This window comes from Paractinoplanes aksuensis, assembly GCF_024137025.1.
Classification (GTDB): Bacteria; Actinomycetota; Actinomycetes; order Mycobacteriales; family Micromonosporaceae; genus Actinoplanes; species Actinoplanes aksuensis.
Window position 1 is genome coordinate 15,256 of the sequence record NZ_JAMYJR010000038.1, and the last position, 26,372, is coordinate 41,627.

A 26,372-nucleotide genomic window follows, 5' to 3' on the forward strand; every position below is an offset into this window, starting at 1 on the left:
GGCTTCCGCGGCGTGACCATCATCGAGGGCGCGGGGCACTGGGTGATGCAGGAGCAACCACAGGCCCTGACCGGCGCCGTCCTGGACTTCATCAAGGACCTTCCCGACAAGAGGTCGGCGTGACCATCCAGGCGGCCAACGATCCCGATCGAGTCAGTGTGTCGGGCCTCACAGAAGATCAGGCTGTACGAATGAACGTATCTTCGATATTTGCGTCCGGCAGCAGCCGGTGATATTGATCCCGCGAAAGCCGTGATATAAATCCGGGGCGACCGCCCCTCTCGGAGAAAAGGCGGGTCGAAGCGAGACGAACAAGCCGGTTCGACGGCTGTGGCATCAACCTGTCCACACGAAACACGATGAGGGCCGACACGATCGGCTTCCGTCCTCTCGTTTTCGCCTCAATTCCTTCTGACCTTTGAGCGGCAGGAGCCGCGAGCGGCGGGGCGCTCTCCGAAATGTCAACCGCGAAAGGAATCACCATGCCGATCTCAGTGAACCTCGACGCCGCCCTCGACAAGGCGTACGAGTCCAACTCGGTGGCCGAGCTGGCCGAGGCGCCGGTCTCCGCCCTGGCCGGGGTCAGCGACAACGACGCCCAGGCGCTGCTGAAGGCTTTCAACATCAAGACCATCGCGGACTTGGCCGAGAACGAGTACGTGCTGGCTGCCCAGACCATCACCAACCTGAGCAAGCTCGCGAAGTAGCGGAGCGCCCGCGGTGGCGGTGAGGCGATCACTGAATCGCCCGCCGCCATCGCGGCCGTCCGGGACGCCCGGCGCCCGCCCGCGGACCGACGAGTTGTCGAGGCCCGGCCTGGGGTAGCCGATGAACAAACCTGAGGCCTGTGCGTTTGAAGCCTCGTGAGAGCTTTTCCCAAAAATATCGAAGAAGCAGTCGAGAAGTTCGCCAACGTCGTCGTCCGGACGGACTTCTCTGACGAGGCCGGATGGCAGGCCACCGTCGAGGATCTGGAAGAGAGGCCGGAGGACGCCGAGGACGACTTCCTGATCATCAACGTCCTCGTCGACGACCCGGCCTGGGCCGGTGCGAGCCCCGACGAGGTCCTGTCCGTCGTCAACGACCACTCGTACCTGGCGGAGTACCTGGACGCGGTGATGGTGGCCGACGAACGGACGATGTCCGACAAGGAGCACCCGGTGTTGATCGTCAGCGCCTTGTCGCCCGACGACGAGATGTACGACGAGACCACGGAGTTCGGGCGCGAGTTCCGGTGTCTTCCGCGGGAGACCCACGCGATCAGCGCGAATCTCGGCACGGGCAACATGGGTTTCGAGGAGTTCGCCGAGACGGCCGCAGCCTCGTCGGACGGCATCTTCCGCGGCTTCCCGGACTGATTCGCATCACCACCGCTGTCCCGGGATCAGCCCCGTGGGCTCGAAGCTGTTGCCAGTAGAGCGGCGAAGGCGAGTTCCCGGGCCACCTCGACGGCGCCGAGCGCGGGTGCGAGCCGGCCCAACCGGCTCTCCGCCACCCTCGGCGCCGTCGCCATGACGCCCGCGAGTGCCGTCCGCAGGTCGTCGACCGACGCACAGGCCTGCTCCCCGCCCTCGCCGAGGACCACGAGCTCCGGATCAGTGACCAGACAGGTCGCCACGATCGCCGGGACCGCCCCCGGCTCACCGATGCGGTCGAGAACGCTGTCGCCGAGCGCCAGCAGCGACCCGGCCGCGCCGTGGGCGCCCGGCCGAGGCTCACCCCCTACCACCAGGGCCATGCCATCGCCGGTGACCAGAAGGAACTCCTCGACGCCGCGGGCCAGGCCGAGTCGCGCTTCGGCCACTGCGGCCAGGTTGACGGTGGACCGAGCCACGACCGGACAGCCCAACCGGCTGGACAGGTCGGCTTCCAATCGCGATGCCTGGTCGGCCGGCGCCTGATCGCCGTCCCAGACCGTACCGGTCACCAGGCAGGTCACCTCGCCCGGAAGGATCTCCGCCTCGCGGAGCACCTCGGCCATTCGAGCCGGTCCCGGCCGCCCGTCCTGCGGCACGGTGACGGGCGGCTCGAAGGCTCGCGGCCCGGACCGGATGACGGTGAGCGATCCGGGCTGATGAACCACGGCGGCGACGGTCAGTCGCTCGAGCCGCAGCGAGTACACCCGGGCTCGCGGGCCGCGGCGCCCGTACCGGCCCTGAAGCTCGGTGACCACCTCGCCCGTCAGAAGCTCCTGGAGCAACCGGTTGGCTGTGGGCAGCGACATGGTGGTGAGCTGGGCGATCTCGGACGCTGTGGACGGACCGTTGTCGACCAGGGTGCCGAGAACGGCTTCGAAGTTGAGTTGACGCAGGCGAGTGACAAGACCGGACCAGCGGCGGTGCGGTGTCTCCTGAACGGTGCTCACGATCGACACGTCCTCGATAGGCGGGGCTGGCTGAAGGGCCGACTATCAAGACGTGTGAGCCGGAGCGAAGCTCATTCCGGCGACCGTGGTGATGCCTTCGGTCCGCCGGATCGCGTCGAAGTCCGGCACTCATCTGTCTCAGGTGGACGAGACGACTGAACCATCGCGACGACGCCAGAGGCCAGAGAACGTTCGGCGTATCGGAGATGCCCTCGACGGACGATCGTTTGAATTTTCGGCGAAGCGACGGACATCGGTGATTTCTGTGCGTCCGTCCGGCGCCGCGTCAGTCAGGCAGCGAATCGCAAGAATTGTCGTTCCGCCCGCCCGAACTAGTTTCCTGGGCACCTAGATTTCCCGCATCGTTGCCGGGGCTGTATAAATCCCGCATGCCGACCTGGAACGAGCTGCGCGAGTTCGCGCGGACGAACTTCACGCTCGACCCGAACGACGAGGACGACTGGTTCTCGCTGATCGTCGCGACCGTCGACGGGCGGACGCAACAGATCGTCGTGAGCCACTACGAGGCGTACGACCGGGAGTGGGTCGGATTCCGCACCTCCGTGTGCCAGGGCTCCGAGATGAGCGCGGAGGTCGCGCTGCGCCACAACGGCCGGCTGGCCATGGGCGCGCTCGTGATGGATTCGTATGGCGACTACATGCTGAGTTACCAGGCGCCGCTGGCCACGCTCGACCCGGGCGAGTTCGCCCTTCCCCTCGAGGTCCTGCCGTCCCTCGCCGATGAGCTGGAAAAGGCCCACACGGCCAAGGATGACTACTGATGACCAGCCTCCCCGCCGACTGGGTGAACGCCCGCCCCGGCATCAAGCACTGGTCGCCCGAAGCCCGCGGCGACGACCCGGCCCAGCGGGTCGTGCACGCACCGACCGGCGCCGGCCCCGGTGACGGCCGGACGTTCCTGTTCCTGTTCGGCTACCGCACCGCGAGCGCCGGCGACCGTGAGATGCTGGCGGCCGAACTGGCGCACATCGGCGACGACGTCGCCGTGCTCACCCAGGCCGGCTACACCGTCGTCGTCGACCGGCAAGCTACCCGGCGCGACCTGCTCGAAGCGGTGACCGGCGAGGGAACCGCCGGCGTCTACTGGAGTTCGCACGGCGGCGAGGACGGCCACCTGCAGTGCTGCGACGGCGACGAAGTCCGTCCGTTCGACCTCGACCCGGCGACTGCCTCGCCCGCGCTGAGGCTGGTCGTCCTCGGCGCCTGCTACGTGGGCGCGCACGCGGCGGCCTGGCGCGCGGCTCTGGGTGACCGCCCGCTGGTCACCGGTTGGGGCCGCCCGGTCACCCTCGACCGCGCCGTGGACTTCCTCGACGCCGAGGACGGCCTGGACCACCTGATCGAGCGCTGGCTGCTCACCGACGCCCCCATCCCGCCGGCCCCTGCCCCCGGCTCAGTGCCGCCCAGGGTCAAGGGACGGACCAAAGGCCTGCACGACCGCGTACGTACGCTCGCGCACATCCTGGGTGCCCAGTACGAGAAGGGCGACGGGCAGTACGAGGTCACCGTGCCGCTGCCCGGCGGCCGTACGCACAGGGTCCGGGTCTTCGCCGTCGACAGTGCCGATCCGTACGCGGAAGGGGTCGAGCTCTGCGGCCTCGAAGCGCGCGTCGGCCCCATGTCGGCCCTGCTGACCCCCGAACGCCTGCTCGCCGGATCAGCTGCCTACGGCCGCGTCGCTCTGGTCGCCGGCGACAACGGCGCCACCGAGATCGTCACCCAGTCGTTCACTCCGCTCGACGGCGCGTCGGCGCGAAACCTGGCCGCCCACTGCTACCAGGTCGCCCACCAGGCCGACGCCTTGGAGCTGGACATCTTCGGCATCGACTGATCAACGACGCCGGCGACCTCCGGCCGGGTACGGCTGGCCCAGCGGAACACCTCCGGGCCGTTCTCATCGATGTGGCGCGCGGCCGAGACTCCCGCCACCAGCGGAGTCAGCGAGGTCGGCGCCACGAGGGCGGCCCCGCCGCCCTGGGGCACCCGAGCGGCGATCAGCTGAGCGGGATCGGAGGCCGACGCGCACGCCGTCGAGGTCACGGAGCACAGCACGATGCCGGCCGGCAGGATCCGCCGCCGTCCCCACCGATCGGCCAGGACGGCGGCGGTCAGCAACAGCGCCGCGTAGGGAATCGTGCAGGCGTCGACGATCCCCTGAAGTTTGTTCCAGCGTCGCGCCAGGTTCGATGTGAAGAGCAACGGGCTGGGTCGGTCGTGGTTCAGCCTCGGTGACCGAGAGGGACGGTCGGGCTCAGCCGGGCAGCGCGCACCCGGGCCGCGTCAGGTCGAGGCGCGAGTTCTTCGTGAGGCAGGCCGCCAGCATGGTGGTGCGCTGGCCGTACCGGCGGTTCTTCTCCGCGCGGACGGTCCCGTCGGCCGCTACCTCGCAGGCATTGTTCTCGGTACACAGCTCACCGCTGTCGTTTCCCGTACCGTGCACGCCCACGACGGTGCGACCGTCGCCGAGCACCAGCGGGGCGCCCGAGGCTCCGTGCGTGGCGCCGCAGGACTCGTCGTACCGGTACGAGCCGTCCTGTTGGTAGTCCGCCTCACGCAGGTGAGGAACGACGGCGTCGACGGTGCAGGAGTAGCGGCGCCCGGTGCCACCGGCGATGATCGTCAGCTTCGTTCCCGCGGTCGCGACCGTCGTACCGAGGGTGAAGGTCTTGACCCCCAGTTGCGCGTAGGTCTTGTCGAGCCGGTAGACCGCGAGGTCGGTCCCGGTCATGGTGGCGTACAGGAGTCTGGTCGTCCGGGCGCTGGCCTGGACGAAACCCTGCTTGTTGAGCACGTGCACGCGACTGTCGTCGGACTGGTCGACGATGGCCTTGCCCGGCGCGGGCCGCTCGGCGACGCAGTGCCCGTTGGTCAGCAAGAGAGCCGGGTCGGTGAGGGCCGAGGTCGCCGTCCGCACCACCGAGGCCGAGCAGCCGTTGAAGGCGACGGCGCCTTCGAGGTCGGGCACGATCGAGTCGTCCGGGACGTCGGTGCCGTCGACGATCGACGTGATCCACCGGGTGAAGTGGTGCACATCGGTGTACACGACGGGCTGGTCGTCGCCGTTGCTGCCGCTCACGACGCCGGCGACGGCCCAGCGGTGACCGGCGCGGACCAGAGCGGGCCCACCGGAGTCCAGGTCGGCGGCGGCGACGCTTCCGTCCGGGCTGCCGACGCACAGTTCCCGCTCGGCCACGATGCTGCTCAGCTCACATGCGCCAACCGGCTGAACGATGGTGTCGGCCTCTTGCAGCCGGTCGGGGTAACACGCCGGCTGTCGCTCGGCACACGTCATGCCCCAGCCCGCGATGCGGACCGGGGTGTGCTCAGCCGGTCGTGTCGCCGGCAGCTTCGCGGGCACGGCACGGACCGGTGTGGCCAGATGGATGAGGGCGATGTCGCCGTCGAACACGGGCTCGGCCCCGTAGGCGTAGAACTTGTCGACCGCGACGACACGGCCACCGGAGGTGGCGCTGAGCGAGCCGATCCGGACTTTCCAGCCCTGGGGCGTGCCGACCTGGGCGCCGCCGGCATTGCGGACGCAGTGCCCGGCGGTGAGAGCCCACTGCGGCGCGATAAGGGTGACACCGCAGACGTGACCGTCGGCCCGAGGTGATTCCGGACGTTGCAGGGACCCGGCGAAGGGATAAGCCTTCGTGACATCGTGTCCGCCACGGATTGCCGCGGCCGGCGTGGCGACGGCCAGAGCCGCCGCCACGATCAGGCCGAGGATGGGAGCCGCCCATCGCAGTCGCATCAGTTGGTCCTTCCTGGAGGGTGTGATCCGGGAGTCATGATGCGATTCGCGGGTTTCCGTTGCGGTAAGTGATCCTTTTATCGTTTCTTTACGAGCCGGGCTCGTGAACGACGTGGACGCTCACGCGTTTCAGATCTTGTGGACATCAGCATCGTCGGTCTAGGTCCGACAGGTTGTTTTCTCGCCCTCGCCCTCGCCCGCCGTGGACACCGGATCACCGTGGTCGAACGGGATCGCGGACCGGTGGCCGGCCGCTGGACTCGTCGCGGGGTCGTGCAGTTCCACCAGCCGCACGGCATTCGCACTCAGGTCGTCGACGCGCTGCGCGCCGAGCTGCCGGACATGCTGGAAGTGGTCAGGTCGGCGGGTGGTCAGGTCTTGCCGGCTCCCGGATCGGAGGACGTCCGCCTCGGGATACGTCGTAGCGTGTACGAATCGGTGTTCTGGGATGCGGTCCGGGCCGACGCGCGGATCGAAGTTCTGCCCACGACGGCCCGCGACGCCTCGTACGCCGCGGACGGCCGGGTGACGCTGGTCACCGACCATGGGGTGGTGACCTCCGATCTGGTCCTCAATGCCACCGGCCGGGCGCGTTTCCTGGACGACCGCCGAGCACCCGGGCTGGACGCCGACCCGGGCATCGCGTACGCGTCCCGCCAGTACCAGGTGGCCGAGCGCGGGCTGGCGGCCTTCGCGGACGGCCAGGCGGTCAGTGGAACGCTTCCGGGGTACTCGGTCATGCTCTTCCGGCAGGACAGCGACGTGGTCTCCACCCTGTTCGTCCACGAGTCCGCCGACGACGAATTCGCTGTCATCCGGCTTCCGTCCGCCTACGACGCGGTGACCGCGGCCGTGCCCGCGCTGGCGAGTCTCATGCGCCCGGAATCGGTCCGGCCGATCTCCCCGGTGCACGTGGGCCGGCGGATGCGCAACGTCTATCGCGGACGGCTCACCGAGGCCGACGAGGACGTCACTCCCGGCGTGGTTCACGTCGGGGACGCCCAGTTCTCGCCGAGCCCGATGAACGGCCGTGGCATGGCCACCTCGCTCCTGCAGGCCCGGCACCTGATCGACCTGGTCGAGGCTGGCCACGACGTGCTGACCATGGCCCGGATGTTCGACGAGTGGTGCCGGGCGGAGATGCTTCCCTGGTTCCACGTGCAGGTCGCCGACGACGTCAGCCTGGTCCGGCAGTGGCACGGCCTGGACCTCGAGGTCGACGGCCGGCTACCGCCATCGGTCATCGCCAAGGCCCACGCCGATGACGAGCATTATCGCGAGACCATCAACCACTACCTGGACATGCGACTGCCACCGTCGGTGTTGATCCCGATGGAGCCGGCCACGCGGGCGAAGCTCGCATCGGGCTGGCGGCCGCCGTTCGCGGACGGGCCGAGCCGGGCCGAACTGCTGCGAACGGCTCGCGCGGCGCTCACCTAGGAGCACCCGGCCGGACGGAGTCTGCTCAAGATGACGAGACGTTCAGATCGGCCGCTTGGTCCAGGCGGGTCAACCGGGCCTGCACCTCGGCCGCCTGGGGCAGGCGCCGCCGGCCGATCAGCTCCAGCGCCTCATGCCAGGCCGCCCGGGCTCCGGCCTGGTCGCCCAGGGTCAGCGCAGTGTCCCCCCAGGCGATGTGGGTTTCGACGACGCTGACGAGCCAACCGAGTTCCCGCAGAGACTCGAGGGCCCGCCCGCGTCGGGCCAGTGAGGCAGCCAGGTCTCCGGTGGCTTCGTGATAGTCGGCCATCGACCAATCGTGGAGGCCGAGCAGATAGGAGTCTGCGTGCTCCTGAGCGATCAGCAGCGCCTGGTCGAGATGGCTGAGTGCGTCGTCGAGCCGGCCTAGCTGAACGTACACGTCGCCGATGAAGAACAGGCTGAAGGTCTGTTCTCTCCAGTTCGCCGTGGACGTCGCCAGGCGCAGGGCGCACTCGGCCTGCTTGACGGCTTCCTCGGAGTTCTTCAGGGCGTGACTGACGTAGGCGAGGTTGCGGTACGCCACTGTTTGTTCCGCGGTTCGTCCGAGTGTGTCGTACAGCTCCAGGGCCTCATGCAGAAGATGCGGCGGAGCCTCGTAGTCGCCCAGCAGGAACAATCCCCCGGCCAAGGCACGGGACATGTGGGCCCGGCCGAGATCGTCCCCGGCGGCAACGACGGCGGGCAAACACTCCCGGATCAGCGCCACGCCCTCGTGCCACACACCCTCGTTCTGCCAGAACTGCAGCAGGCTGAAGACCAGCTGCCAGGCTTCGGTGGTGTCCCCGTCACGGAGCCGGCGCCGGACCACCGCCCGCAGCGCCGGCCAGTTCGCGGTGAACCATGTCATGACCTCGCGGGGAGTGTGCAGCTCGGCGGTGACCACGCCGTCGGTCACGTCGAGCGGGCCCGGGCCGGGTAGTGGCATGAGCAACTGGTTGGCCTCGTACGCAGTCCGCTGATAGTGGTCCATGAGGCGGCGGACGGCCTGGCGCCGGCCCGGTCCGTCCTCGTGGCGGTGCACGAGTTCCTGGGCGTAGGCACGGATCAGATCGTGCGTCCGGTATCGACCCGGTGCGTGTTCGGTGAGCAGGCCGGTGCGCACCAGTTGGCCGATCAGCCGCCGGGCGTCGGGCGTCGGTGCGCCGATGAGGCTGGCGATTGCCGGGATGGTGAGGTCGGGTCCGAGTTGGAGGGCCAGGAGGCGGAACAGGTGGGCGGCGTCGGGGGAGAGCAGCAGGTAGGACCAGGAGAAGATGGCGCGGAGGTTGTTGTCCAGGTCGTCGCCCATGAAGCCGTCGAGGCTTCCGTGCTCGGCCCGGAGTTCCTCAGCGATGTCGCTCATCCGGTGGTCGGGGTGCGCCAGTGCTCGTCCGGCGACGACGGCCAGGGCCAGGGGGAGGCGGCCGCAGCGTTCGATGATCTCGTCGGTGGCCTCGGGGTCGGCCGAGGTGCGGGCGCCCAGCCGGGTGGCGAGAAAATCGCGGGCTTCTTTCAGGGTGAGTACGCCGAGGGTGAGGAGGTGGGCGCTGTGGGTGGTGGCCAGGCCGGTGAGGCGGAGCCGGCTGGTGATCAGGACGAGGCAGCCGGGTGTGCCGGGCAGCAGGGGGCGTACCTGGTCGGCGTTGCGGGCGTTGTCGAGGACGATGAGGATCCGCCGGCCGGCGAGGATGGAGCGGTAGAGTCCGGCGCGGGCGAAGTCGCTGACGGGGATGTCGGAGTCGGGGATGCCGAGGGCGTTGAGGAAGCCTTGGAGGGCTTCGGCTGGTGGCATGACTGCTGGTTCGGGGTCGAAGCCGTGCAGGTCGACGTAGAGCTGGCCGTCGGGGTAGTTGGTGGCGAGTTGGTGGGCCAGGTGGATGGCCAGGGTGGTTTTGCCGATGCCGGGGATGCCGTCGATGGACAACACCGGGGTCGACGTGCGGTTCGCGTCATGGTCGTCGATGAGCTCGAAGATCCGGCGCCGAGTATCGTCGCGGCCGGCGAAATGAGTCGGACCGGCCGGGATCTGCGCGGGCAGCATCATCGCCGGCGCCGCCGGTCCAGCGATGGGGGACGAGGCGGCGGGCGACGCTGTTCGCGGATCCGACTGTCCGGACCGGACTGGGTCCGGTCGCAACACGACCTGGTAGGCCGTCCGCAGCTCGTCGCCCGGATTCACCCCCAGCTCAGTGGCGAGCCGGCTCCGGACATCCTGGTACAACGTGATCGCCTCGGCCTGATGACCGTCGGCGGACAGGGCGAGAAGCAGTTGCGCTTGCAGGGCCTCGTCCCACGGCCGCGACTCCGCCATGCGACGAAGTGCGGGCAGCAGGCTTCTGATGTCGTTGAGCCGCAGTCCCTGGTCGGTCGCTTCCCGGGCGAGTTCGGCGCACTCATGGTCCACCACGCTGAAGGCCGGCTGGTCGAGCGCGCCGAGATCGGCTGCTCCCGCGCACGGTCCACGCCACAGGGCGAGGGCCATCTGAAAGTGCGACAGCGCCTCGGCGTGGTGTCCGGCTTCCGCCTGCGAGCGGGCCAGGGCGGCCAGCGTACGCATTGTCAGCAGATCCAGCTGGTCGGCCGTTACCCTCATCCGATAGCCGTTGGCGTCCCCTTGGAGCCAGCGCCCGGGCGAGCGGGCCGGCAGACCGGGCTCGAGCAGCCGGCGCAGGGCGCCGATGTAGCGGTGGACGATGTTCACGGCACTCGATGGCGGATGCTGGCCCCACAACAGCTCGATGATGTGGCCCAGGCCGACCGGCTGACCGGCGCCGGTCAGCAACAGCGCCAGAATGAGCCGCTGCTGCCGGGGACCCAGGTCCAGTTCCTCGTCCTGTCGCCGCACCTGGAGCGGACCTAGCACGCTGAAAGACAATGACAAGGGTTCGCCATCGCTGACAGCCAAGGAAGCATCCTCCTACGCGCGAATCTTCGGCGGCCTGCCGGCATCGTCGACAGCGCAGTGCGCCGACAAGACGGGAGACCTCGGGCAGAGCGTAGCAAGAACGACCGATCGTGCTTTCTGGGCTGATCGATGTTCGACCTGGACATGGTGGTTGCGCGGGCAACCACTGGTGGGGACGGCCGACAGGTGGCGTGCGGTTTATGCTGGGTGGCCATGGTTCTGAACTGTTCCGCAAGAAGCCGAAGCCGGAAGCTGTGGCGATCGATGACTTCTGGCATCGGTGGGCAGCCGTACGTGATGACCTGGCACGAACTCTCGGCGCGGGCGGGGCCACCCGTCCGGTCGAGGAGATCACTCGCCGGGCCCGTGCCATCGTTGCTGATCTGGACTGCCATGTGGTTCCCGGGCACCACTTCGGCGTGCGTGCTGCGTGATGGACGTCGGACGATGAGTCGTTGTCCGCTGTCGAGCAACTGCTTCCTCACCTAGCCGACATCGAGATCGAACAGGTGCTCTCCGGCGCCGCTGTGCCTCTCACAGCCGCAGTGCGTGGTGATGCGCCTCGCATTGGGTGCGAGGACGGTGATCACCCCTTGCCGGCCCGGACCAGGTCGTCGAGGACCTGCATGGTCTCCTCGACCGGGGTGTCCGGGTCGAACCGGTGGATGTAGTAGACGTCGATGTAGTCGGTGCCCAGCCGGCGCAGTGAGGCGTCGGTCTGTTCCAGGATGGCCTTGCGAGAAAGGCCGCTGCCGCCCGGTCCGTCGTGCATCTTCCCGCTGACCTTGGTTGCCAGCACGATTTCTTCCCGCCGCGTGAACCGGCTGATCGCCCGCCCGACGAACTCCTCCGACGTGCCACCCTGGTAGACGTTCGCGGTGTCCCAGAACGTCACACCCAGCTCGACGGCTTGCCGGAAGAAAGATGCTGCGGCGTCCTCATCCAAGGTCCACTGATGCATCCCGGCCGTGGCCTGGCCATAACTCATGCACCCGAGCCCGATGCGGCTCACCCTCAGCCCGGTCCGGCCCAGTCGCGTGAACTCCATCGCAGTTCCTCCTACATCAGCCAGCACGGCCTCACACGCGCTGTCGTCGGCGCGCGCCACGGCCATACCGCCCAGCCTCGCACGCAAAGCCGGACATCACCGGCAGAGCCCGGCCTCGGCTCGGAGCCGCGCGGGCCGGGTGGGTCCGGAACCGGCGGACACAAGAAATGGCCGAAAGCCCCTGGGCCCCAAGATCACAAACAACGGGTACCCGAGCGGACGCACAAAGCCAGGGGACACGGCGTCGACCTGGCGGCTGTACGGTTCGGTTCGGTCTCGCCATGAAGCCGACCGGCCGCCTGAGCGACGTCCTCGTCCACCACCCGCCTTCGCGAGCCGCCCGGGCGACATTCAGCAAGATCCTCAACCGTCGATCTTTACCGCCTTTTCGAGCCTGGCCAGGCGGAGCTTCACATCGGCCGTGTAGGGAAGGCGCCGATGGTCGAGCAGGCCGAGAGCTTCCTGCCAGGCCGCCCGGGCGCCGGCCCGATCGCCCAATGCCAGAGCGGTGTCGCCGACGGCGATGAGGCACTCGATGATGTTCGTCAGCCATCCGACGCGTCGGGAGATGTCGAGCGTCAACTTCCATTCGGCCAGTGAAGCGACCAGATCCCCGGTGGCGCTGTAGTACTCTGCCAGCCCCCAGCGGCATCCGCCTTGTCCCCTGAGATCCTGGTGTTCCTCAGCGATCCGCAGTCCTTGGTGGAGAATCTCGAAGGCTTTGTCGTGCTGGTCCATCTCGATGTACGCCGAGCCCAGCATCGTCAAGTCGTTGACCTGCTCGGTTGAGCTCCCGGCCCGCCTCGCCATGTGCAGGGCACGTTCCAAGTAGGTGACGGTGGAGGAAAAATTCTTCCGGGCGAGACCGATCATTCCAAGATTGCGATACACCACCGACTGTTCCCCGAGACATCCGAGTCGGCTGAACAACTCCAGAGCCTCATGAAGATGACGCTCGGCGGCATCGTTGTCGCCCAACAGGTGCAGGGCGCCGGCCAAGCCGCGAGACATGTGGGCCCGGCCGAAGTCGTCCCCGGCCCGGGTGACTGCGTACAGACACGCTCGGGTCAGGCCGGCCCAGTCGTGTGCCGCGCCTTCGTTCTGCCAGAACTGCATCAGGCTGAGGACCAGCTGCCAGGCCTCAGTGGCATCACCGTCGTCGAGCCGATACTGCACTACCGCTTTGAGTACGGGCCAGTTCACGGTGAACCACGCCATGGCCGCCGCGGGAGTGCTCAGCTCCGTGACGACTACAGCACCGGTCACCTCGGGCGGGTCGATGCCAACCGTGGGGTTCAGATTGCGATTGGCTGCGTGGGCGGTCCGTCGGTAATGGTCGACGAGGCGGCGGACGGCCTGGCGGCGATCCTGCTCGTCCTCGTGGCGGTGCACGAGTTCCTGGGCGTAGGCACGGACCAAGTCATGGGTGCTGAACCGGCCGGGGGAGTGTTCGGTGAGCAGGCCGGTGCGCACCAGTTGGCCGATCAGCCGCCGGGCGTCGGGCGTCGGTGCGCCGATGAGGCTGGCGATTGCCGGGATGGTGAGGTCGGGTCCGAGTTGGAGGGCCAGGAGGCGGAACAGGTGGGCGGCGTCGGGGGAGAGCAGCAGGTAGGACCAGGAGAAGATGGCGCGGAGGTTGTTGTCCAGGTCGTCGCCCATGAAGCCGTCGAGGCTTCCGTGCTCGGCCCGGAGTTCCTCAGCGATGTCGCTCATCCGGTGGTCGGGGTGCGCCAGTGCTCGTCCGGCGACGACGGCCAGGGCCAGGGGGAGGCGGCCGCAGCGTTCGATGATCTCGTCGGTGGCCTCGGGGTCGGCCGAGGTGCGGGCGCCCAGCCGGGTGGCGAGAAAATCGCGGGCTTCTTTCAGGGTGAGTACGCCGAGGGTGAGGAGGTGGGCGCTGTGGGTGGTGGCCAGGCCGGTGAGGCGGAGCCGGCTGGTGATCAGGACGAGGCAGCCGGGTGTGCCGGGCAGCAGGGGGCGTACCTGGTCGGCGTTGCGGGCGTTGTCGAGGACGATGAGGATCCGCCGGCCGGCGAGGATGGAGCGGTAGAGTCCGGCGCGGGCGAAGTCGCTGACGGGGATGTCGGAGTCGGGGATGCCGAGGGCGTTGAGGAAGCCTTGGAGGGCTTCGGCTGGTGGCATGACTGCTGGTTCGGGGTCGAAGCCGTGCAGGTCGACGTAGAGCTGGCCGTCGGGGTAGTTGGTGGCGAGTTGGTGGGCCAGGTGGATGGCCAGGGTGGTTTTGCCGATGCCGGGGATGCCGTCGATGGACAACACCGGCGTGGCTTCCTGAGCCGGTAGGGCCTGGTCGATGAGATCCAGGGCGTGGCTTCGAGCCTCGTCACGGCCGGTGAAGTAGCCGAGGTCAGCCGGGAGCTGAGCAGGCAGCACCCGTGGCGCCGACGGCTTCGGCGCCGGCACTGCGGTCGGTGCCGGATCGGTCGGTGTATCAAGCCGCACGGGTCGGGTGCCGTTCGCTCGCAGCACCATCTGGTAGGCCGTCTTGAGCTCGTCACGCGGATCCACACCCAGGTCCTCGGCGAGCCGGTGGCGTACGTCCTGGTACAACGCGATCGCCTCGGCCTGATGACCGTCGGCGGACAGGGCGAGAAGCAGTTGCGCTTGCAGGGCCTCGTCCCATGGTCGTACCTCCGCCATGTGGCGCAGCACGGGCAGCAGACCTCTGACGTCGTTCCGTCGTAGTCCGAGGTCGGTCGCCTCGCGAGCCAGGTCGGCGCATTCATGGTCGACGACGGTGAACACCAGGTGGTCGGATGCCCCGAGCTCGGCCGCGCCCGCGCACGGCCCTCGCCACAGGGCGAGCGCGTCCTGGTAGAGCGACAGCGCCTCGCCGTCGTGTCCGGACTCCGCCGCCGATCGAGCCCGGGCGGTCAGCGTACGCATCCTCAGCAGGTCCAGCTGGTCGGCCTCGAACGTCATCCGGTAGCCGTTGGCGTCACCCTGCAGCCAGCGACCAGCCGCACGAGCCGGCAGGTCCGGCTCGAGCATGCGGCGCAGGGCGCCGATGTAGCGGTGGAGGACGTTCACGGCACTCGATGGCGGATGCTGGCCCCACAAGACCTCGACGATGCCGCTCAGGCTGACAGGCCGGCCCGCCGCGGCCAACAACAGCGCCAGAATGAGCCGCTGCTGCCGGGGGCCCAGGTCCAGCTCCCCGCCCGGCCGCCGGACCTGCACCGGACCGAGCACGCTGAAAGACAACGAGATGGCTCCGCCATCGCCCACAGTCACGAAAGCAACCTCTCCAGCAACTCCAGCGAAACGATCGGGGAACCACTCCTTCGCTCGCCCTGGGCAACGCCGGACCGATCAACGGCGACGCCTCGGACTGGGAGCCTAGCAAAAGATCGGTCGCACTATTTATGTCCGGATCGCGCTATCGAATCGAGAGCAACGTCACGCTCAGTGAACGCCGTCCGGACCGAGGCGTCTGATCCGGTGACAGGGCCGACGAGGGGGCGACGGATGGAACACATACCGGGTTACGTGCTGATCGGCCTGTCCACCGGAACCACCTATGCCGTCATCGGTCTCGGGATCGCCCTGGTCTATCAGGTCAGTGGCATCATCAACTTCGCTCAGGGTGACTTTGTCATGCTCGGCGGACTCACGTTCGCGTTCACTGCGGAACAGGGCGCGCACCCCGTTGTGGCCGCTGCTCTGGCCCTGACCGTGACGGCCGGCTGCGGGGCGGCCCTGCACCTGGCCGTGCTCGCACCGGCCCGAGACGCGGGGCACGACCGCCTCATCGTGCTCACCATCGGTGCGTCCATCCTCATCCAGGGGTCGGCCGTGCTTGTCTTCGGCGCCGACCAGCACTTCGCCGCCCCGTTCGGCGGCGATCGTCAGTTCCAGGCGTTCGGCGTGAGCATCTCCGCTCAGTATCTGTGGTGTGCTGCCGCCGCCGCCGCTGTCGCGGCGGCCGTCTGGGCGCTGCTCTCCCGATCGCAGACGGGCCGGGCCATGCGGGCGGTCGCCGCCGATCGGGAGACCGCCCGGTTGATGGGCATCGCGCCGCTGCGTATGGGGCTGATCGCCCTGCTGCTGGCGGCGGTGCTGGCGGGCATCGGCGGTGTCGTGCTGGCGCCCATTCAACCGCCGGACGCCACGGCCGGGGTGCCACTGGGGCTCAAAGGGTTCACCGCGGCCGTGCTCGGCGGATTGACCTCTCCGCTGGGGGCGATCGCCGGCGGTCTCGTGGTGGGGGTGGTCGAGGCCGTGGTGACCGGGCTGGTGAGCAGCGGCTATCGCGACACGATCGTGTACGGCCTGCTGGTCGCCGTCCTGCTGGTGCGCCCGGGCGGCCTGCTGATCGCGGCCGTACGGGAGCGCTTGTGACCGCCCGGTTCCGGCCGGTCGCCGGGTACATGGTCTTTGTCGCGGTGCTGCTGACGGTGCCGGCCGTCTTCACCCGGGTGCCGTTCTACACGCTGTCGACCGCGGTGCTGATGGTTCTGCTCGCGATCGGTGCGCTCGGCTTGGTGCCGCTGACCGGTCTGGCCCGGCAGGTGTCCATCGGGCAAGCTGCGTTCTACGGCATCGGCGGGTACACCTCGGCGGTCCTCACCGTGCGCTACCACGTCGATCCGTGGTGGGGCCTGCTGGCCGGCGTCGTCCTCGCCGCCGCGGTGGCCTGGAGCCTCGGCGCCGTCATCTTCCGGGCTCAGGGGCACTACCTCTCGCTGGCGACGCTCGCCTTCGGCCTGGCCGTGGCCGCGCTGGTGAACGAGCTTCCGGTGACCGGCCGCAACGCCGGCATCAGCGGCCTGCCTCCCCTCCGCATCCTCGGCGCCAGTCTGACCACCGACCTGCCGTTCTACTGGCTCTGTGCCGGCCTTCTGCTGGTCGCCACAGTCGCCGTCCACCTGCTGCTCCGGTCGCCCGTGGGTTCGGCGCTCACGGCGGCGGGCGACAGTCCGATCGCTGCGGCCGCCGCCGGAATCGACATCTCCGCCCTGCGGCGCACCGCCTTCGTCGTTTCCGCTGTGCTGGCGTCGGTCGCGGGCAGCGGCTACGCCCACTGGTTCCGCTACGTGGACCCCAGCATGCTGGGCCTGCTCAACTCGGTGCAGCTGCTCATCATCATCACCGTCGGCGGCCGGGAAAGCGTCTGGGGCGCCCCGCTGGGCGCGTTCACCGTGGTCACCCTGGCCGAGGTGGTGCGGGGACGTCTGCCCGGCTCGGAAGCGGGGGCCGAGCTCACCGCGTACGGCGTCGTGCTGGTCCTGAGTCTGTTGCTGCTGCCGCGAGGCTTGGCCGGTCTACCCGCCGCCCTGCGCCGGCGCGCCAGGGGAGCCCGATGAGCCCGGCGGTGTTCGAGGTCCAGGACCTCACTGTGCGCTTCGGCGGTGTGACGGCGCTCGACGGGTTGAGCCTGCGCCACGACAGCGGGGGCGTGGTCGGGCTGATCGGCGCCAACGGCGCCGGCAAGACCACCTTCGTCAATGTCCTGTCCGGAGTCGTACGTCCGGCCCGGGGCCGCGCGTTTCTCGACGGTCGCGATCTGACCGGGCTGGCCGCTCATAAGATCGCTCGTGCCGGGCTGACTCGAACCTTCCAGAATTTGCGTCTGTTCGGCTCGCTCACCGTGCTCGATCACCTGCTGGTGCCGTACGGCGCCCGGAACCACGGCCGGCAGCGTGCGCTCGCTCTGCTCGCCGAGGTTGGTCTGGCCGGCACGGAGTCTCGTCGCCCGGCCGAGTTGGCCTACGGCGAGCAGCGCCGCCTCGAACTGGCCCGCGCGCTGGCCCTCGACCCGCGCATCGTGCTGCTGGACGAGCCGCTCGCCGGGCTGGCCGGCAGTGAGAGCGACGAACTCCTGAGCCTGTTCGGCCGGTTGCGGGACGGCGGCACCACGTTGCTGCTGATCGAGCACGACGTACCCAGCGTCCTGCGGATCAGCGACCGCGTCCTGGTGCTCGACCGCGGCCGGCTGCTGGCCGACGGCACCCCGGCCGAGGTGGCGTCCGATCCCGAGGTGCGGCAGGCCTACCTGGGGGACGACGATGTCCGGGACTGATCTGCTGGAACTGTCCGGGCTGGTCGCCGGGTACGGACGGATCGAGGCGTTGCACGGCGTCAGCCTCACCGTGCGCGCGGGTGAGGTGGTCTGCCTCATCGGCCGCAACGGCGCTGGCAAGTCCACGCTGCTCAAGACGGTGGCCGGCCTGATCCGCCCGACCGGTGGGCGGGTGCTGCTGCGTGGTGAGGACATCAGCGGTCGCCCGATGCCGTGGCGGACCCGAGCCGGCGTGGCCCTGGTGCCCGAGGGGCGTCGCGTGTTCGCTCCGATATCCGTGCACGACAACCTGTTGCTCGGCGGGTACGGCCGTGCCCGTAAGGCGATCGCCGCCGGCCTGGACGACATCTACGCGCGTTTTCCGCGGCTGGCTGAGCGTCGCGGTCAGCCGGCCGGCACGTTGTCCGGCGGCGAGCAGCAGATGCTCGCGATCGGCCGTGCGTTGATGGCAGCGCCGTCAGTCATCCTGCTCGACGAACCCTCGCTCGGGCTCGCCCCGCGCATCGTCGGCGAGGTCGGCGACATCATCGCCGGCCTCGCTGGTGCGGAGGCCGGCGTCCTTCTGGTCGAACAGGACGCGGCGGTCGCCTTCCGGCTCGCGGACCGCGGCTATCTGCTGGACCGCGGGCACATCATCACCTCCGGGCCGGCCGCGACGCTGCGCAACGACGCGCGCGTGCGTTCGGCCTACCTCGGGGCCATTCCCGCTCCGGGCGAACAACACCACTAGGAGAAACTCAAGTGCGACTACGTGGCCTCCTGCCGCTCGTTCTGACCGCGGCCACCCTGGCCGCTGCGGCGGGCTGTGCGGCTGACGAGACCCAGGCCGGTTCGGGCGAGGAGATCGTCGTCGGCGCCAGTCTGGAGCTGTCCGGGCCGACGGCCTCGATCGGCACGGCCTATCAGAAGGCCCTCGAACTCAAGGCCGACCAGCTCAACCAGTCGGGGACGCTCGGCGGCCGCCGGATCAAGTTGGTCGTGCGCGACAACCGGACGGACAACAACACCTCGGTCACCAACGTCAACGCCCTCATCAAGAACGAGAAGGCGGACGCTCTGATCGTCGGCGCGTGCAGCGCCTGCGGTCTGGCCGCCGTCCCCGCCATCACCGAGAACAAGGTGCCCGCCATCGCGCTGGCCTCGGCCAGTGCCCTGACCGCTCCGGTCGCCGAGCGGGCGTACGTGTTCAAGATCTCGCCCAACCCCGCGCAGGACGCCGACGTCATCGTGGCCGAGCTCAAGCGCAGGAGCGTCGGCCGGGTCGGTCTCATCTCGGTCAACAACGTCTACGGCCAGGACGGGCAGAAGTCGGTCACCGAGGCGGCCGGTAAGGCCGCGATCCGCGTCGTGGCGGCCGAGCAGTTCGGTCAGGCCGACACGAGCGTGACGGTCCAGGTCTCGAAGGTCGTCGCGGCCAAGCCGGAGGCCGTCGTCGTCTGGGCTGTCTCGCCGGCGGCCGGCACAGTGGTCAAAGCCCTGCGGGACGCCCGGTACCCGGGCGAGATCTACCTGGACGCCGGGGCTGGGGCCGAGCTGTTCATCAAGGGAGCCGGAGCGGCTGCCGAAGGCACCCACATGGTGTTCCCCAAGGTGCTGGCCACCGAGGACATCGACACCGGCACGCCGGCCGGGAAGGCCCGCAAGGCGTGGGTCGAGGCCTACCAGAAGGCCAACGGCGACTATTCCGGATTCGCCTCCTTCGCCGCGGACGCCCTGCAGTCGATCGCCGACGCGGTGGGCCGGGCCGGCGGCACGGACGGGCCGACGCTCCGGGACGAGCTCGAGAAGGGGCAGATCGACGGCGTCAGCGGCCCGCTGCGGTTCAGCGCCGAGGAGCACTCGGGCCTGCAGCCGGCCGCCCTCGGCATCCTGACGGTGAAGCAGGGCCGCTGGACGCTCGCCGACTGAATCCGGTCGTTCTGCGCGAGCACCTCCCGTCCTGGCGTGGAAGGTGCTCGCTGCTCAGGGTCTTACCTGGGCGTCAACACGAGTAGGCCGAAGGGCTGCTCGTCGTGCCCGAGGTGCACAGTCCGGCACCGGGCACGATGTCGACCCGGGCCGTGGTGATGTACCTCGAACCTCCGTACAGGGCCACATTGAGCACGAGCGACGGGTTGGGCCCCCAAGGCTGCCAGTTGTGTCGCTTGCATTCCCCCCGGGGGACGTCGAGGGCACCTCCCTGCCAGCTGGCCAAGGTCCGGTAGTTCGTCGACGAGCAGACCTTCAGTTCGAAGGGGGTCGCGGCGGCGGCCGGACTGACCGTCCCCAGCGTGAGGGCGCCGGCTGCCGCCATGGCCAAGGCCAGGGCCGTGCTCAGGCGTGTCTTGATCGAAAGCTTCACCATTACCTCCTTCTGCCGGATCCGAGAATCGTTCTCGGCCGACTGTGCTGATTGGACACTGCGCACGACGTCCTGAGCAGACGATGGTTCAGCTGAGAGGATTTCGGCGCGATGGCGGCGTGGGTGAGCGCGGCCCCGACGCCCGGCGCGTTGTCCGTCGCCGCACGGTCTTCTGCTTGATACGACTCGCGAAGCATGCGGATCCGCGACCCGCCGGCCGTCGCATGCGCGCATTCGCCGGCACGCAGCGCGGAACCGGACGTTCAATTGGAAATACAACGTTAACCGGGGTAGTGCCGCTGGATGGGCGCGAAAATGCGCCGACCAGTTACGATGAATGACTCCGCCATGGTGTCGAATATCCCACACTGATCCGAGTTGCCGCGCTTACGGAAGAGGCCGTTAGATGTCTGAGCGCCGGCCGGCATCGCGGCCCGCGATTCAGCGTTCCGCCATTTGGTGTGGTCTGACCCTCGCCGATCGGCGAATCAGGAGGGATTGTCATGCGCTTCAATAAGATCCGTCGTATCGTTGTGGCCGCAGTTGTCATGGGTGGAGGGCTGATGGTAGCGAGCCCCGCTTCCGCCATGCCGGATGCGCGCAACCTGGAGGTGTTCTCGGACGCCTATCGCCTGGGCATTTACAAGAACATCTTCGCCACCAAGGAGGTTCGGGACTTCGGCACCCTCGGACTGAACGACAAGGTCTCCAGCATTGCCACCAACGGTGTCCAATGGTGCTTCTTCGATCACGTGAATTTTGGCGGCGACCACTTCGTGATGGGCACGTATCAATACCGGGGAAACCTGACCGACAATGGATGGAACGACCGGATCTCCTCCGCCCGGGTCTGCTGATCCGGCGGAATAGTTCATCTGGGAACTGGCCCGGGCCGATCGCCCGGGCCAGGGCGTCGGTCAGGCCAGAAGGTCGAGGCTGATCGCCGTGGCGAGGACCTCCATTCCGGCGTTGTGGGGGTGCAGATGGTCGCCCTGGTCGTAGCGGGCATCCCAGCGGATCGGAGCAGCCGGATCGCGGACGGCGGAAGGGTCGTGCACACGACCTTGACCCTAGTTCAGCGGGGAGTTGCCGCTCGTCCCGGCGTTGAGCACCACGACGGCGCGGGCCGAGTTCTTCGATACTCGCGCGGATCACCTGTCGATCCGTCTCGCTCGAATCCGGAGCTCCGGCCGTTCTGCACGGCAGTGGCCCAGGTGGCGGTCCACGGAGAGAAGCCGTACGCATCAAGCTCTCCACCGAATCCACCAGTGAACCGCTGGCCGTCAGGGCCGTGCATCTGTCCCGCCACGTGGGCGCCGGCACGGTCGATCCGAGCCCTAACGGCCGCGTGACCTTCGACGGCTACGACTCGGCCTGGAACGAGAACCGGGGCCAGGACGGCCGAACCCAGCGCTCTCACTTTCCGGACCTGTTCATCCGACGGCGACGGCGCCCAGGAGCACGCGTCGCGGCGAGACTCGAGTACGTCATCGACGCGATCCGGGACGCCTCGGCGCTCAGCCCTCCGCCGGTTCCGTGCTCCAGCGCAAAGGGGGCGCCGGGCGACACGAGAGACACCGACGACAAAGATTCCCCGGCCCTGAGGACGGCGTGGTCGCTTTGTTCACGCTTGAACGACGTCCGGCCGTCACCGAAGTTCATGCGCGGCCATCTGTCGAATGACCTAACCGTTCGGCGGCGAAGATCCGGTATCGGCGAGCGAACGAAGCCCAGGCCTGGACGTCGGGTGGCTCGGCGCGCGGGCCGGCGGGGCTGACAGTCGGGCCGGGGCCGGTGAGAGGCAGGCGAATGACTGATTCGACCGGCGGTCCCCGGACCGCAGCATGGTTTCCGTCAGATCGCTGAAGGTCACGTCACCCGCCACGGCGGGACAGAGTGAGGGAGCATTCTCATGAGCGACAACGGTCAAGAGATCAAGAATGTGGTGCTGGTGCACGGCGCGTTCGCCGACGGTTCGGGCTGGCGCGGCGTGTACGACCGGCTGCGGGGCCGGGGGTACCGGGTCACGATCGTGCAGAACCCGCTGACCTCGTTCGAGGACGACGTGGCGGCGACCACCCGGGTGCTCGACCGGCAGGACGGGCCGACGATCCTGGTCGGTCACTCGTGGGGCGGCACGGTCATCACCGAGGCCGGGGTGCACCCGAAGGTGGCCGGACTGGTGTACGTGTCGGCGCTGGCGCCGGACGCCGGTGAGACCACGGCCCAGCAGTACGAGGGTTTCGCGCCCACCCCCGAGTTCGTGATCGACGTCGGCGAGGACGGTTTCGGCTTCATCAACCCGGACAAGTTCCAGGCCGGCTTCGCCGCCGACACCAGTGACACCGACGCCGCGTTCCTGCGGGACTCGCAGGTGCCGATCAACATGTCGGCGTTCTCGGCGCCGGTGAAGAACGCGGCGTGGCGCGACAAGCCGTCGTGGGCGGTCATCGCGACCGAGGACAAGGCGTTCGATCAGGCGATGCTGCAGCACATGGCCAAGCGGATCGGCGCCGAGATCACCAACGTGCCCGGCAGCCACGCGCTGTTCATCACCCAGGCGGGCGTCGTCTCCGACGTCATCGCCACCGCCGCCCGGAACGCGGGCTAGACCTTCCCGTCCCCCGGGGCCGGCTCACGCCCGTGAGCCGGCCCCGCCCACGGGCCGGTCACACCACGCGGTTGTGCAGCGGCTCGCCGGCGAGGTAGCGGCGGGCCTGGGCAGCCGCCAGCTCGTACACCCGTCCCCGCATGCTGTCGGTGATGGCGCCCACATGCGGGGTCAGCAGCACGTTCGGCAGGTCCCACAGCGGGTGCCCGGGCGGCAGCGGCTCCGGGTCGGTGACGTCGAGGGCGGCCTCCAGCCGCCCACCGGCCAATTCCGCGTAGAGGGCCGCGGTGTCGACCACCGGGCCGCGGGCGGCGTTGACGACCAGCGCGCCGTCCGGGAGCGCGGCCAGCATGCGGGCGTCCAGCAGGCCGCGGGTGTGCTCGGTGAGCGGGACCAGCAACACGACGATGTCGGCGGAGGGCAGGAGTGCCCGCAGCTCGGCGACGCCGCGGACGTTGTGCTCGGGCCGGGCCGTGCGAGCGACGAGCGTGAGCTCGACGTCGAAGGGGGCGAGCCGACGGGCAAGTGCGGTGCCGATGTTGCCGGCCCCGACGACCAGCACCCGTCGCCCCCGCAACTCCCGGGTCGGCGTCAAGCGGTCGTGCGCCCATTCATGGGCTCGCTGGGCGCGGTGGAACGCCGGAAAGGACCGCAGGCTGGCCAGGATGGCCGACACCACCCACTCGGAGGTGGCCGCGTCGTGCAGTCCACGCGCGTCGGCCAGAACGACGCCGGGCGGAAGGATGTCGCTCCAGGCGTCGGAACCGGCGCTGGGCAGCTGAATCACGCGAAGATCGGGCAGTACGGCGACCAGGCCGCGCAGATCGGGCTGGCCGAGGAACGTCGGAACCCAGAACTCGACGCCGTCCGGGTCCGACGGCAACGCGGCCGGTTCGTTCGCCACTTCGACCACGACATCGGTGGCCAGATCGTCGAAGTACGGCAACCCGGCCTTGTGCGGGATCCAGATTTTGGTGCGCATGACCAGTTGAACGCAGACCGGGGTTCGCCGTTCATGGCGGTGCCGCTGGTCACTGCCTCGACAACGGGGCCAAGCCCCCTCGGTGGCGTCGTCGCACATCCCCGCGTCGCGGGGGCTCGGTGTCAGATCTCGTTGAGGGCGTCGCGTAGCCCGGCCCGGGAGGTGACACCCAGTTTCGGGAAGATCCGGTAGAGGTGAGCGCCGACCGTGCGGGGGGACAGGTCGAGGCGCTGGGCGATCTGCTTGTTGGTCAGGCCGGAAGCGGCCAGGCCGGCGATCTCGAGCTCCTGCGGTGTCAGGGCGGCCGGTGGCGGTGCGGTCGCCGCCGACCGGTCGCCGGCGGCGCGCAGTTCCGCGTCAGTTCGGGCCAGCCAAGGCTCGGCGCCCATGGTGGCGAAGCCGGTGCGGGCGGCGAACAGATGCGTACGTGCTCGAAGCAGTTCCTTGCGGCGTCGCAGCTTCCCGGCGAAGGCGAGCCGGATGCGAGAAGCCTCGAACAGCCAGCGGTCGGTACCGGGCTCGGCCAGGGTCTGCTCGATGCGTTCGCCGGCCTCGTCGTCGAACACGAGTGCGTCAACGCCGTGCTGGATCAGCCGCATGCGGGGAGACAGGGCGGTCACGTCCGCCGCTCGCATGGCCTCGGCGTGTGCCCGGGCCTCAGTCGTCCGGCCGGTGCGCAGCGCGGCCTCCACCAGGTCGAACATCACCCAGGTGGCGATCGGCACATACGGTGCCAGCACCCCGGCCGGACTGATGTCGGTCGCATGCCGGTAGGCGGCCTCGAAGTCGCCCTCGGCCGCGGCCGCCATGGTGCGGGGCAGGTGAGCATTGGCCAGCGAGCTGGCCAGGCCGCGCGGTACCGCCCAGTGGGTGATCTCGTCGGCCAGCTCGTACGCCTGGCGGAAGCGACCCCGGCCGGCCGCGATGACGGCCTGGTTGAGCAGGAAGTACCACCGCAGGAAAGGGAAACCGCTGTCGGTCGCGACGCGCTCGCCCTCGGCCGCCAGTTCCTCGACCTCGTCCCAGCGTCCGGCCAGGTAGTCCTCCCGGCACAAGTGCATCAGGCCGCTCAGCTGCCACTGGGGCGCGCCGCCTTCGCGGCCCTGGCGCACGAGTCGCCAGCACTGCTCCCGCATCTCGCCCAGCCGGTCCAGGTGGGTCACGGCGGTGCCCGTCCGCACGATCCGGTTGAGGTCCTGCTCGCCGGGCAGGGCGGCGAGCAGCGCATCGAGGTCGGGCTGGGCCGCGGCGCCGGTGCGAACCGGGTCGGGGAACGTTCTGCTCAGCACGGACAGGATGTCGGGCGGCGCAGGGACGAGCCGGGCCATGTTCCGGTGGAACACGGCCCAGTGTTCGGTGCTGCCGGCGAACCAGGACAGCAGCATGAGGGTGTGCATCGCCTCGTCGAGGGCCGGGTCGGCGGCGCGCCAGCCGTGGTCGCCGGTCTCGATGGCGCCGGCCAACAGGCGGTGGGCGGTGTGCACGTCGCCGTCGCCGTTGATCATCAGCAGGGCGGTCGCGTTGGCGGCCAGCAGCGCTCCGGCCGGCCCCTGGCTCATCGCCTGCGCGTCGGCCAGCAGCGTTGTCGCGTCGCCGGGAACGCCGGCCTCGGCGCCCGTGTAGGCGGCCTGGGCCAGTCGGCGGGCGGCATCCTGGGGTGTGTCGCTCAGCTCGGCTGCGCGGACCAGCGAGGCGATCGCGGCCAAGGCGTCACCGCGCCGCAACACCACCTGCGCGGCCTCCTCGAGCTGGGCGGCGACGGCCTCGTCGGGTCCAGCGCTGGCCGCGGCGAGGTGCCAGGCCCGGCGTTCCGGGTCGCCCGGCAGCGCGGCGGCAATGGCCTGGTGAGCCTGCCGGCGTTCGGCGTAGGTGGACATCGCGACGATCGCCGACTGGATCAACGGGTGGCGGAAGACGATGCGCCCGCTGGTGTCGTCGACGCGGACGAGCTGGGCCCGGTCGGCCGGGGCGAGATGGGCCAGGTCGGTCATGCCGCGAAGCGTGCGTACGTCGCCGCTTCCTTCGAAGGTGGCGAGCAGCAGGAGCAGGCGGGTGGCCTCGGGCAGATCGGCCAGCCGGGCGGCGAAGATGGTCTGCAGCCGGTCGCTGAGCGGCACCACGTCCAGCGGATGGGCGGAGTCGGTGAGGCTGCCCGGCAGTTCCACCAGGGCCAGCGGGTTGCCTTGGGCGAGGTCGAGCAGACGGTGGCGCAGGCGCCCGGTCAGGGTGGGAAAGCGGGTGTCGACGAGGTGGCCGGCCGCCTCGTCGCTCAACGGTTCGACCGTGACCTCGGCCAGGCCGCGGCGGTCGAGGAAACTTTCCGTGCCGGTGCGGGAGGCGGCGATGACGCCGACGGGCGCACCCTGCACGCGCCGGGCGACGAACCCGAGGACGACGGCGCTGGGCCGGTCGATCCACTGTACGTCGTCGACGACGAGCAGGACCGGCCTCGTCCGGGCGGCGGTGGTGAGCAGAAGCAACGTGGCGTTGCACACGAGCAGGGTGGCCGGCGCCGGTCCGGGGCCGAAGCCGAGAGCGACGGTGAGCGCGTCGCGCAGTGCCGGCGGCAGTCGCTGAATGTCGGTGTAGAGCGGTAGCAGCAGTTGGTTGAGCAGCGAATAGCTGACGTCGGCCTCGAACTCGAAGCCGTTCGCGCTCAGCACCCGCAGGCTTTCGGCCGCACCCAAGCCGGCCGCGGCGGCCAGCAGCGCCGACTTGCCGACACCGGGCTCGCCCCGGACCATCAGCACGTCGCCGCCGTGGCGCATCGAGTCCAGGAAGCCGCGGATGCGCGCCAGTTCCACCTCGCGCCCGAACAGCTCTGCCACGACGGCCACCATACGC

At 69.3% G+C, this 26,372-nt stretch carries 24 protein-coding genes; 14 read left to right on the forward strand and 10 right to left on the reverse strand.

Annotation, left to right across the window (positions count from 1 at the left end):
* Nucleotides 1–12: 12 nt before the first annotated feature.
* The 3 genes from M1L60_RS33175 (at nt 13) to M1L60_RS33185 (ending at nt 1,358) form a co-directional block, all read left to right on the forward strand.
* The gene (locus M1L60_RS33175; protein ID WP_253241510.1) at nt 13–123 is read left to right on the forward strand and encodes an alpha/beta fold hydrolase; all 111 of its coding nucleotides are present in this window, start codon (nt 13–15) and stop codon (nt 121–123) included.
* 359 nt (nt 124–482) lie between these two features.
* Nucleotides 483–707 carry a hypothetical protein gene (locus M1L60_RS33180; protein ID WP_253241511.1) on the forward strand — a complete coding sequence of 75 codons (225 nt, stop codon included), beginning with the start codon at nt 483–485 and terminating at the stop codon, nt 705–707.
* Nucleotides 708–863: 156 nt separating this feature from the next.
* A complete protein-coding gene (locus tag M1L60_RS33185) occupies nt 864–1,358 on the forward strand; it encodes a DUF6924 domain-containing protein (protein ID WP_253241512.1) in 495 nt (164 codons plus the stop codon).
* A gap of 26 nt (nt 1,359–1,384) precedes the next feature.
* Here M1L60_RS33185 and M1L60_RS48015 read toward each other — a convergent pair whose 3' ends face one another.
* A complete protein-coding gene (locus M1L60_RS48015; protein ID WP_253241513.1) occupies nt 1,385–2,365 on the reverse strand; it encodes an ROK family transcriptional regulator in 981 nt (326 codons plus the stop codon).
* A 389-nt stretch (nt 2,366–2,754) separates the two neighbouring features.
* Here M1L60_RS48015 and M1L60_RS33195 point away from each other — a divergent pair, with 389 nt between their 5' ends.
* Nucleotides 2,755–3,147 (forward strand): hypothetical protein, encoded by a 393-nt coding sequence (locus M1L60_RS33195; protein WP_253241514.1) that lies wholly within the window; start codon nt 2,755–2,757, stop codon nt 3,145–3,147.
* The gene (locus M1L60_RS33200; RefSeq protein ID WP_253241515.1) at nt 3,147–4,217 is read left to right on the forward strand and encodes a caspase family protein; all 1,071 of its coding nucleotides are present in this window, start codon (nt 3,147–3,149) and stop codon (nt 4,215–4,217) included. Before M1L60_RS33195 ends, M1L60_RS33200 begins: the two co-directional genes overlap by 1 nt.
* Here M1L60_RS33200 and M1L60_RS33205 read toward each other — a convergent pair.
* Both M1L60_RS33205 and M1L60_RS33210 read right to left on the reverse strand, forming a co-directional pair.
* Entirely contained in the window at nt 4,160–4,585 is a 426-nt protein-coding gene (locus M1L60_RS33205; RefSeq protein WP_253241516.1) for an MFS transporter, read from the reverse strand. The genes M1L60_RS33200 and M1L60_RS33205 overlap by 58 nt on opposite strands.
* Nucleotides 4,586–4,637: 52 nt before the next feature.
* Nucleotides 4,638–6,140 (reverse strand): trypsin-like serine protease, encoded by a 1,503-nt coding sequence (locus M1L60_RS33210; protein WP_253241517.1) that lies wholly within the window; start codon nt 6,138–6,140, stop codon nt 4,638–4,640.
* A 138-nt stretch (nt 6,141–6,278) separates the two neighbouring features.
* Between M1L60_RS33210 and M1L60_RS33215 the strand changes: the two genes are divergently transcribed.
* Nucleotides 6,279–7,580: an FAD-dependent oxidoreductase gene (locus M1L60_RS33215; protein WP_253241518.1), complete on the forward strand. Its 1,302-nt coding sequence runs from the start codon at nt 6,279–6,281 to the stop codon at nt 7,578–7,580.
* A 25-nt stretch (nt 7,581–7,605) separates the two neighbouring features.
* Here the strand turns inward: M1L60_RS33215 and M1L60_RS33220 are convergent, their stop codons facing one another.
* The gene (locus M1L60_RS33220; RefSeq protein WP_253241519.1) at nt 7,606–10,464 is read right to left on the reverse strand and encodes an AfsR/SARP family transcriptional regulator; all 2,859 of its coding nucleotides are present in this window, start codon (nt 10,462–10,464) and stop codon (nt 7,606–7,608) included.
* A 152-nt stretch (nt 10,465–10,616) separates the two neighbouring features.
* On the opposite strand from M1L60_RS33220, the gene M1L60_RS33225 reads away from it, so the two are divergent.
* Nucleotides 10,617–10,940 (forward strand): hypothetical protein, encoded by a 324-nt coding sequence (locus M1L60_RS33225; RefSeq protein ID WP_253241520.1) that lies wholly within the window; start codon nt 10,617–10,619, stop codon nt 10,938–10,940.
* 152 nt (nt 10,941–11,092) lie between these two features.
* Here M1L60_RS33225 and M1L60_RS33230 read toward each other — a convergent pair whose 3' ends face one another.
* Nucleotides 11,093–11,554: an aldo/keto reductase gene (locus M1L60_RS33230; RefSeq protein ID WP_253241521.1), complete on the reverse strand. Its 462-nt coding sequence runs from the start codon at nt 11,552–11,554 to the stop codon at nt 11,093–11,095.
* A gap of 363 nt (nt 11,555–11,917) precedes the next feature.
* Nucleotides 11,918–14,806 carry an AfsR/SARP family transcriptional regulator gene (locus tag M1L60_RS33235; RefSeq protein ID WP_253241522.1) on the reverse strand — a complete coding sequence of 963 codons (2,889 nt, stop codon included), beginning with the start codon at nt 14,804–14,806 and terminating at the stop codon, nt 11,918–11,920.
* A 234-nt stretch (nt 14,807–15,040) separates the two neighbouring features.
* Between M1L60_RS33235 and M1L60_RS33240 the strand changes: the two genes are divergently transcribed.
* The 5 genes from M1L60_RS33240 to M1L60_RS33260 are packed head-to-tail and all read left to right on the forward strand — an operon-like array spanning nt 15,041 to nt 19,502.
* Nucleotides 15,041–15,913 (forward strand): branched-chain amino acid ABC transporter permease, encoded by an 873-nt coding sequence (locus M1L60_RS33240; protein WP_253241523.1) that lies wholly within the window; start codon nt 15,041–15,043, stop codon nt 15,911–15,913.
* Entirely contained in the window at nt 15,910–16,878 is a 969-nt protein-coding gene (locus tag M1L60_RS33245; RefSeq protein ID WP_253241524.1) for a branched-chain amino acid ABC transporter permease, read from the forward strand. Before M1L60_RS33240 ends, M1L60_RS33245 begins: the two co-directional genes overlap by 4 nt.
* A complete protein-coding gene (locus M1L60_RS33250; RefSeq protein WP_253241525.1) occupies nt 16,875–17,594 on the forward strand; it encodes an ABC transporter ATP-binding protein in 720 nt (239 codons plus the stop codon). The genes M1L60_RS33245 and M1L60_RS33250 overlap by 4 nt, the downstream gene beginning before the upstream one ends.
* Nucleotides 17,581–18,324, forward strand: coding sequence for an ABC transporter ATP-binding protein (locus M1L60_RS33255; protein ID WP_253241526.1), 744 nt, complete (start codon nt 17,581–17,583; stop codon nt 18,322–18,324). Before M1L60_RS33250 ends, M1L60_RS33255 begins: the two co-directional genes overlap by 14 nt.
* Before the next feature lie 11 nt (nt 18,325–18,335).
* On the forward strand, nt 18,336–19,502 hold the full coding sequence (locus M1L60_RS33260) for an ABC transporter substrate-binding protein (protein WP_253241527.1): 1,167 nt from the start codon (nt 18,336–18,338) through the stop codon (nt 19,500–19,502).
* A gap of 73 nt (nt 19,503–19,575) precedes the next feature.
* On the opposite strand, the gene M1L60_RS33265 is transcribed toward M1L60_RS33260, so the two are convergent.
* Nucleotides 19,576–19,935, reverse strand: a complete 360-nt coding sequence (locus M1L60_RS33265) for a hypothetical protein (RefSeq protein ID WP_253241528.1) — start codon at nt 19,933–19,935, stop codon at nt 19,576–19,578.
* 503 nt (nt 19,936–20,438) lie between these two features.
* Between M1L60_RS33265 and M1L60_RS33270 the strand changes: the two genes are divergently transcribed.
* Nucleotides 20,439–20,792, forward strand: coding sequence for a beta/gamma crystallin-related protein (locus tag M1L60_RS33270; protein ID WP_253241529.1), 354 nt, complete (start codon nt 20,439–20,441; stop codon nt 20,790–20,792).
* A gap of 60 nt (nt 20,793–20,852) precedes the next feature.
* Here the strand turns inward: M1L60_RS33270 and M1L60_RS33275 are convergent, their stop codons facing one another.
* Complete coding sequence (locus tag M1L60_RS33275) at nt 20,853–20,993, reverse strand: hypothetical protein (protein WP_253241530.1); 141 nt, start codon at nt 20,991–20,993, stop codon at nt 20,853–20,855.
* An 854-nt stretch (nt 20,994–21,847) separates the two neighbouring features.
* Between M1L60_RS33275 and M1L60_RS33280 the strand changes: the two genes are divergently transcribed.
* Nucleotides 21,848–22,546: an alpha/beta fold hydrolase gene (locus M1L60_RS33280; RefSeq protein WP_253241531.1), complete on the forward strand. Its 699-nt coding sequence runs from the start codon at nt 21,848–21,850 to the stop codon at nt 22,544–22,546.
* 58 nt (nt 22,547–22,604) lie between these two features.
* Here the strand turns inward: M1L60_RS33280 and M1L60_RS33285 are convergent, their stop codons facing one another.
* Together M1L60_RS33285 and M1L60_RS33290 are read right to left on the reverse strand one after the other, a co-directional pair.
* Entirely contained in the window at nt 22,605–23,528 is a 924-nt protein-coding gene (locus M1L60_RS33285; RefSeq protein ID WP_253241532.1) for a 2-hydroxyacid dehydrogenase, read from the reverse strand.
* A gap of 122 nt (nt 23,529–23,650) precedes the next feature.
* Nucleotides 23,651–26,356, reverse strand: a complete 2,706-nt coding sequence (locus M1L60_RS33290) for a helix-turn-helix transcriptional regulator (protein WP_253241533.1) — start codon at nt 26,354–26,356, stop codon at nt 23,651–23,653.
* Nucleotides 26,357–26,372: the final 16 nt, after the last annotated feature.

Coding starts and splice junctions, on each gene's coding strand:
- M1L60_RS33180 (WP_253241511.1), top strand. CDS start 483: ATGCCGATCTCAGTGAACCTCGACGCCGCCCTCGACAAGGCGTACGAG.
- M1L60_RS33195 (WP_253241514.1), top strand. CDS start 2,755: ATGCCGACCTGGAACGAGCTGCGCGAGTTCGCGCGGACGAACTTCACG.
- M1L60_RS33200 (WP_253241515.1), top strand. CDS start 3,147: ATGACCAGCCTCCCCGCCGACTGGGTGAACGCCCGCCCCGGCATCAAG.
- M1L60_RS33210 (WP_253241517.1), bottom strand. CDS start 6,140: ATGCGACTGCGATGGGCGGCTCCCATCCTCGGCCTGATCGTGGCGGCG.
- M1L60_RS33230 (WP_253241521.1), bottom strand. CDS start 11,554: ATGGAGTTCACGCGACTGGGCCGGACCGGGCTGAGGGTGAGCCGCATC.
- M1L60_RS33240 (WP_253241523.1), top strand. CDS start 15,041: ATGGAACACATACCGGGTTACGTGCTGATCGGCCTGTCCACCGGAACC.
- M1L60_RS33250 (WP_253241525.1), top strand. CDS start 16,875: ATGAGCCCGGCGGTGTTCGAGGTCCAGGACCTCACTGTGCGCTTCGGC.
- M1L60_RS33255 (WP_253241526.1), top strand. CDS start 17,581: ATGTCCGGGACTGATCTGCTGGAACTGTCCGGGCTGGTCGCCGGGTAC.
- M1L60_RS33270 (WP_253241529.1), top strand. CDS start 20,439: ATGCGCTTCAATAAGATCCGTCGTATCGTTGTGGCCGCAGTTGTCATG.
- M1L60_RS33280 (WP_253241531.1), top strand. CDS start 21,848: ATGAGCGACAACGGTCAAGAGATCAAGAATGTGGTGCTGGTGCACGGC.
- M1L60_RS33285 (WP_253241532.1), bottom strand. CDS start 23,528: ATGCGCACCAAAATCTGGATCCCGCACAAGGCCGGGTTGCCGTACTTC.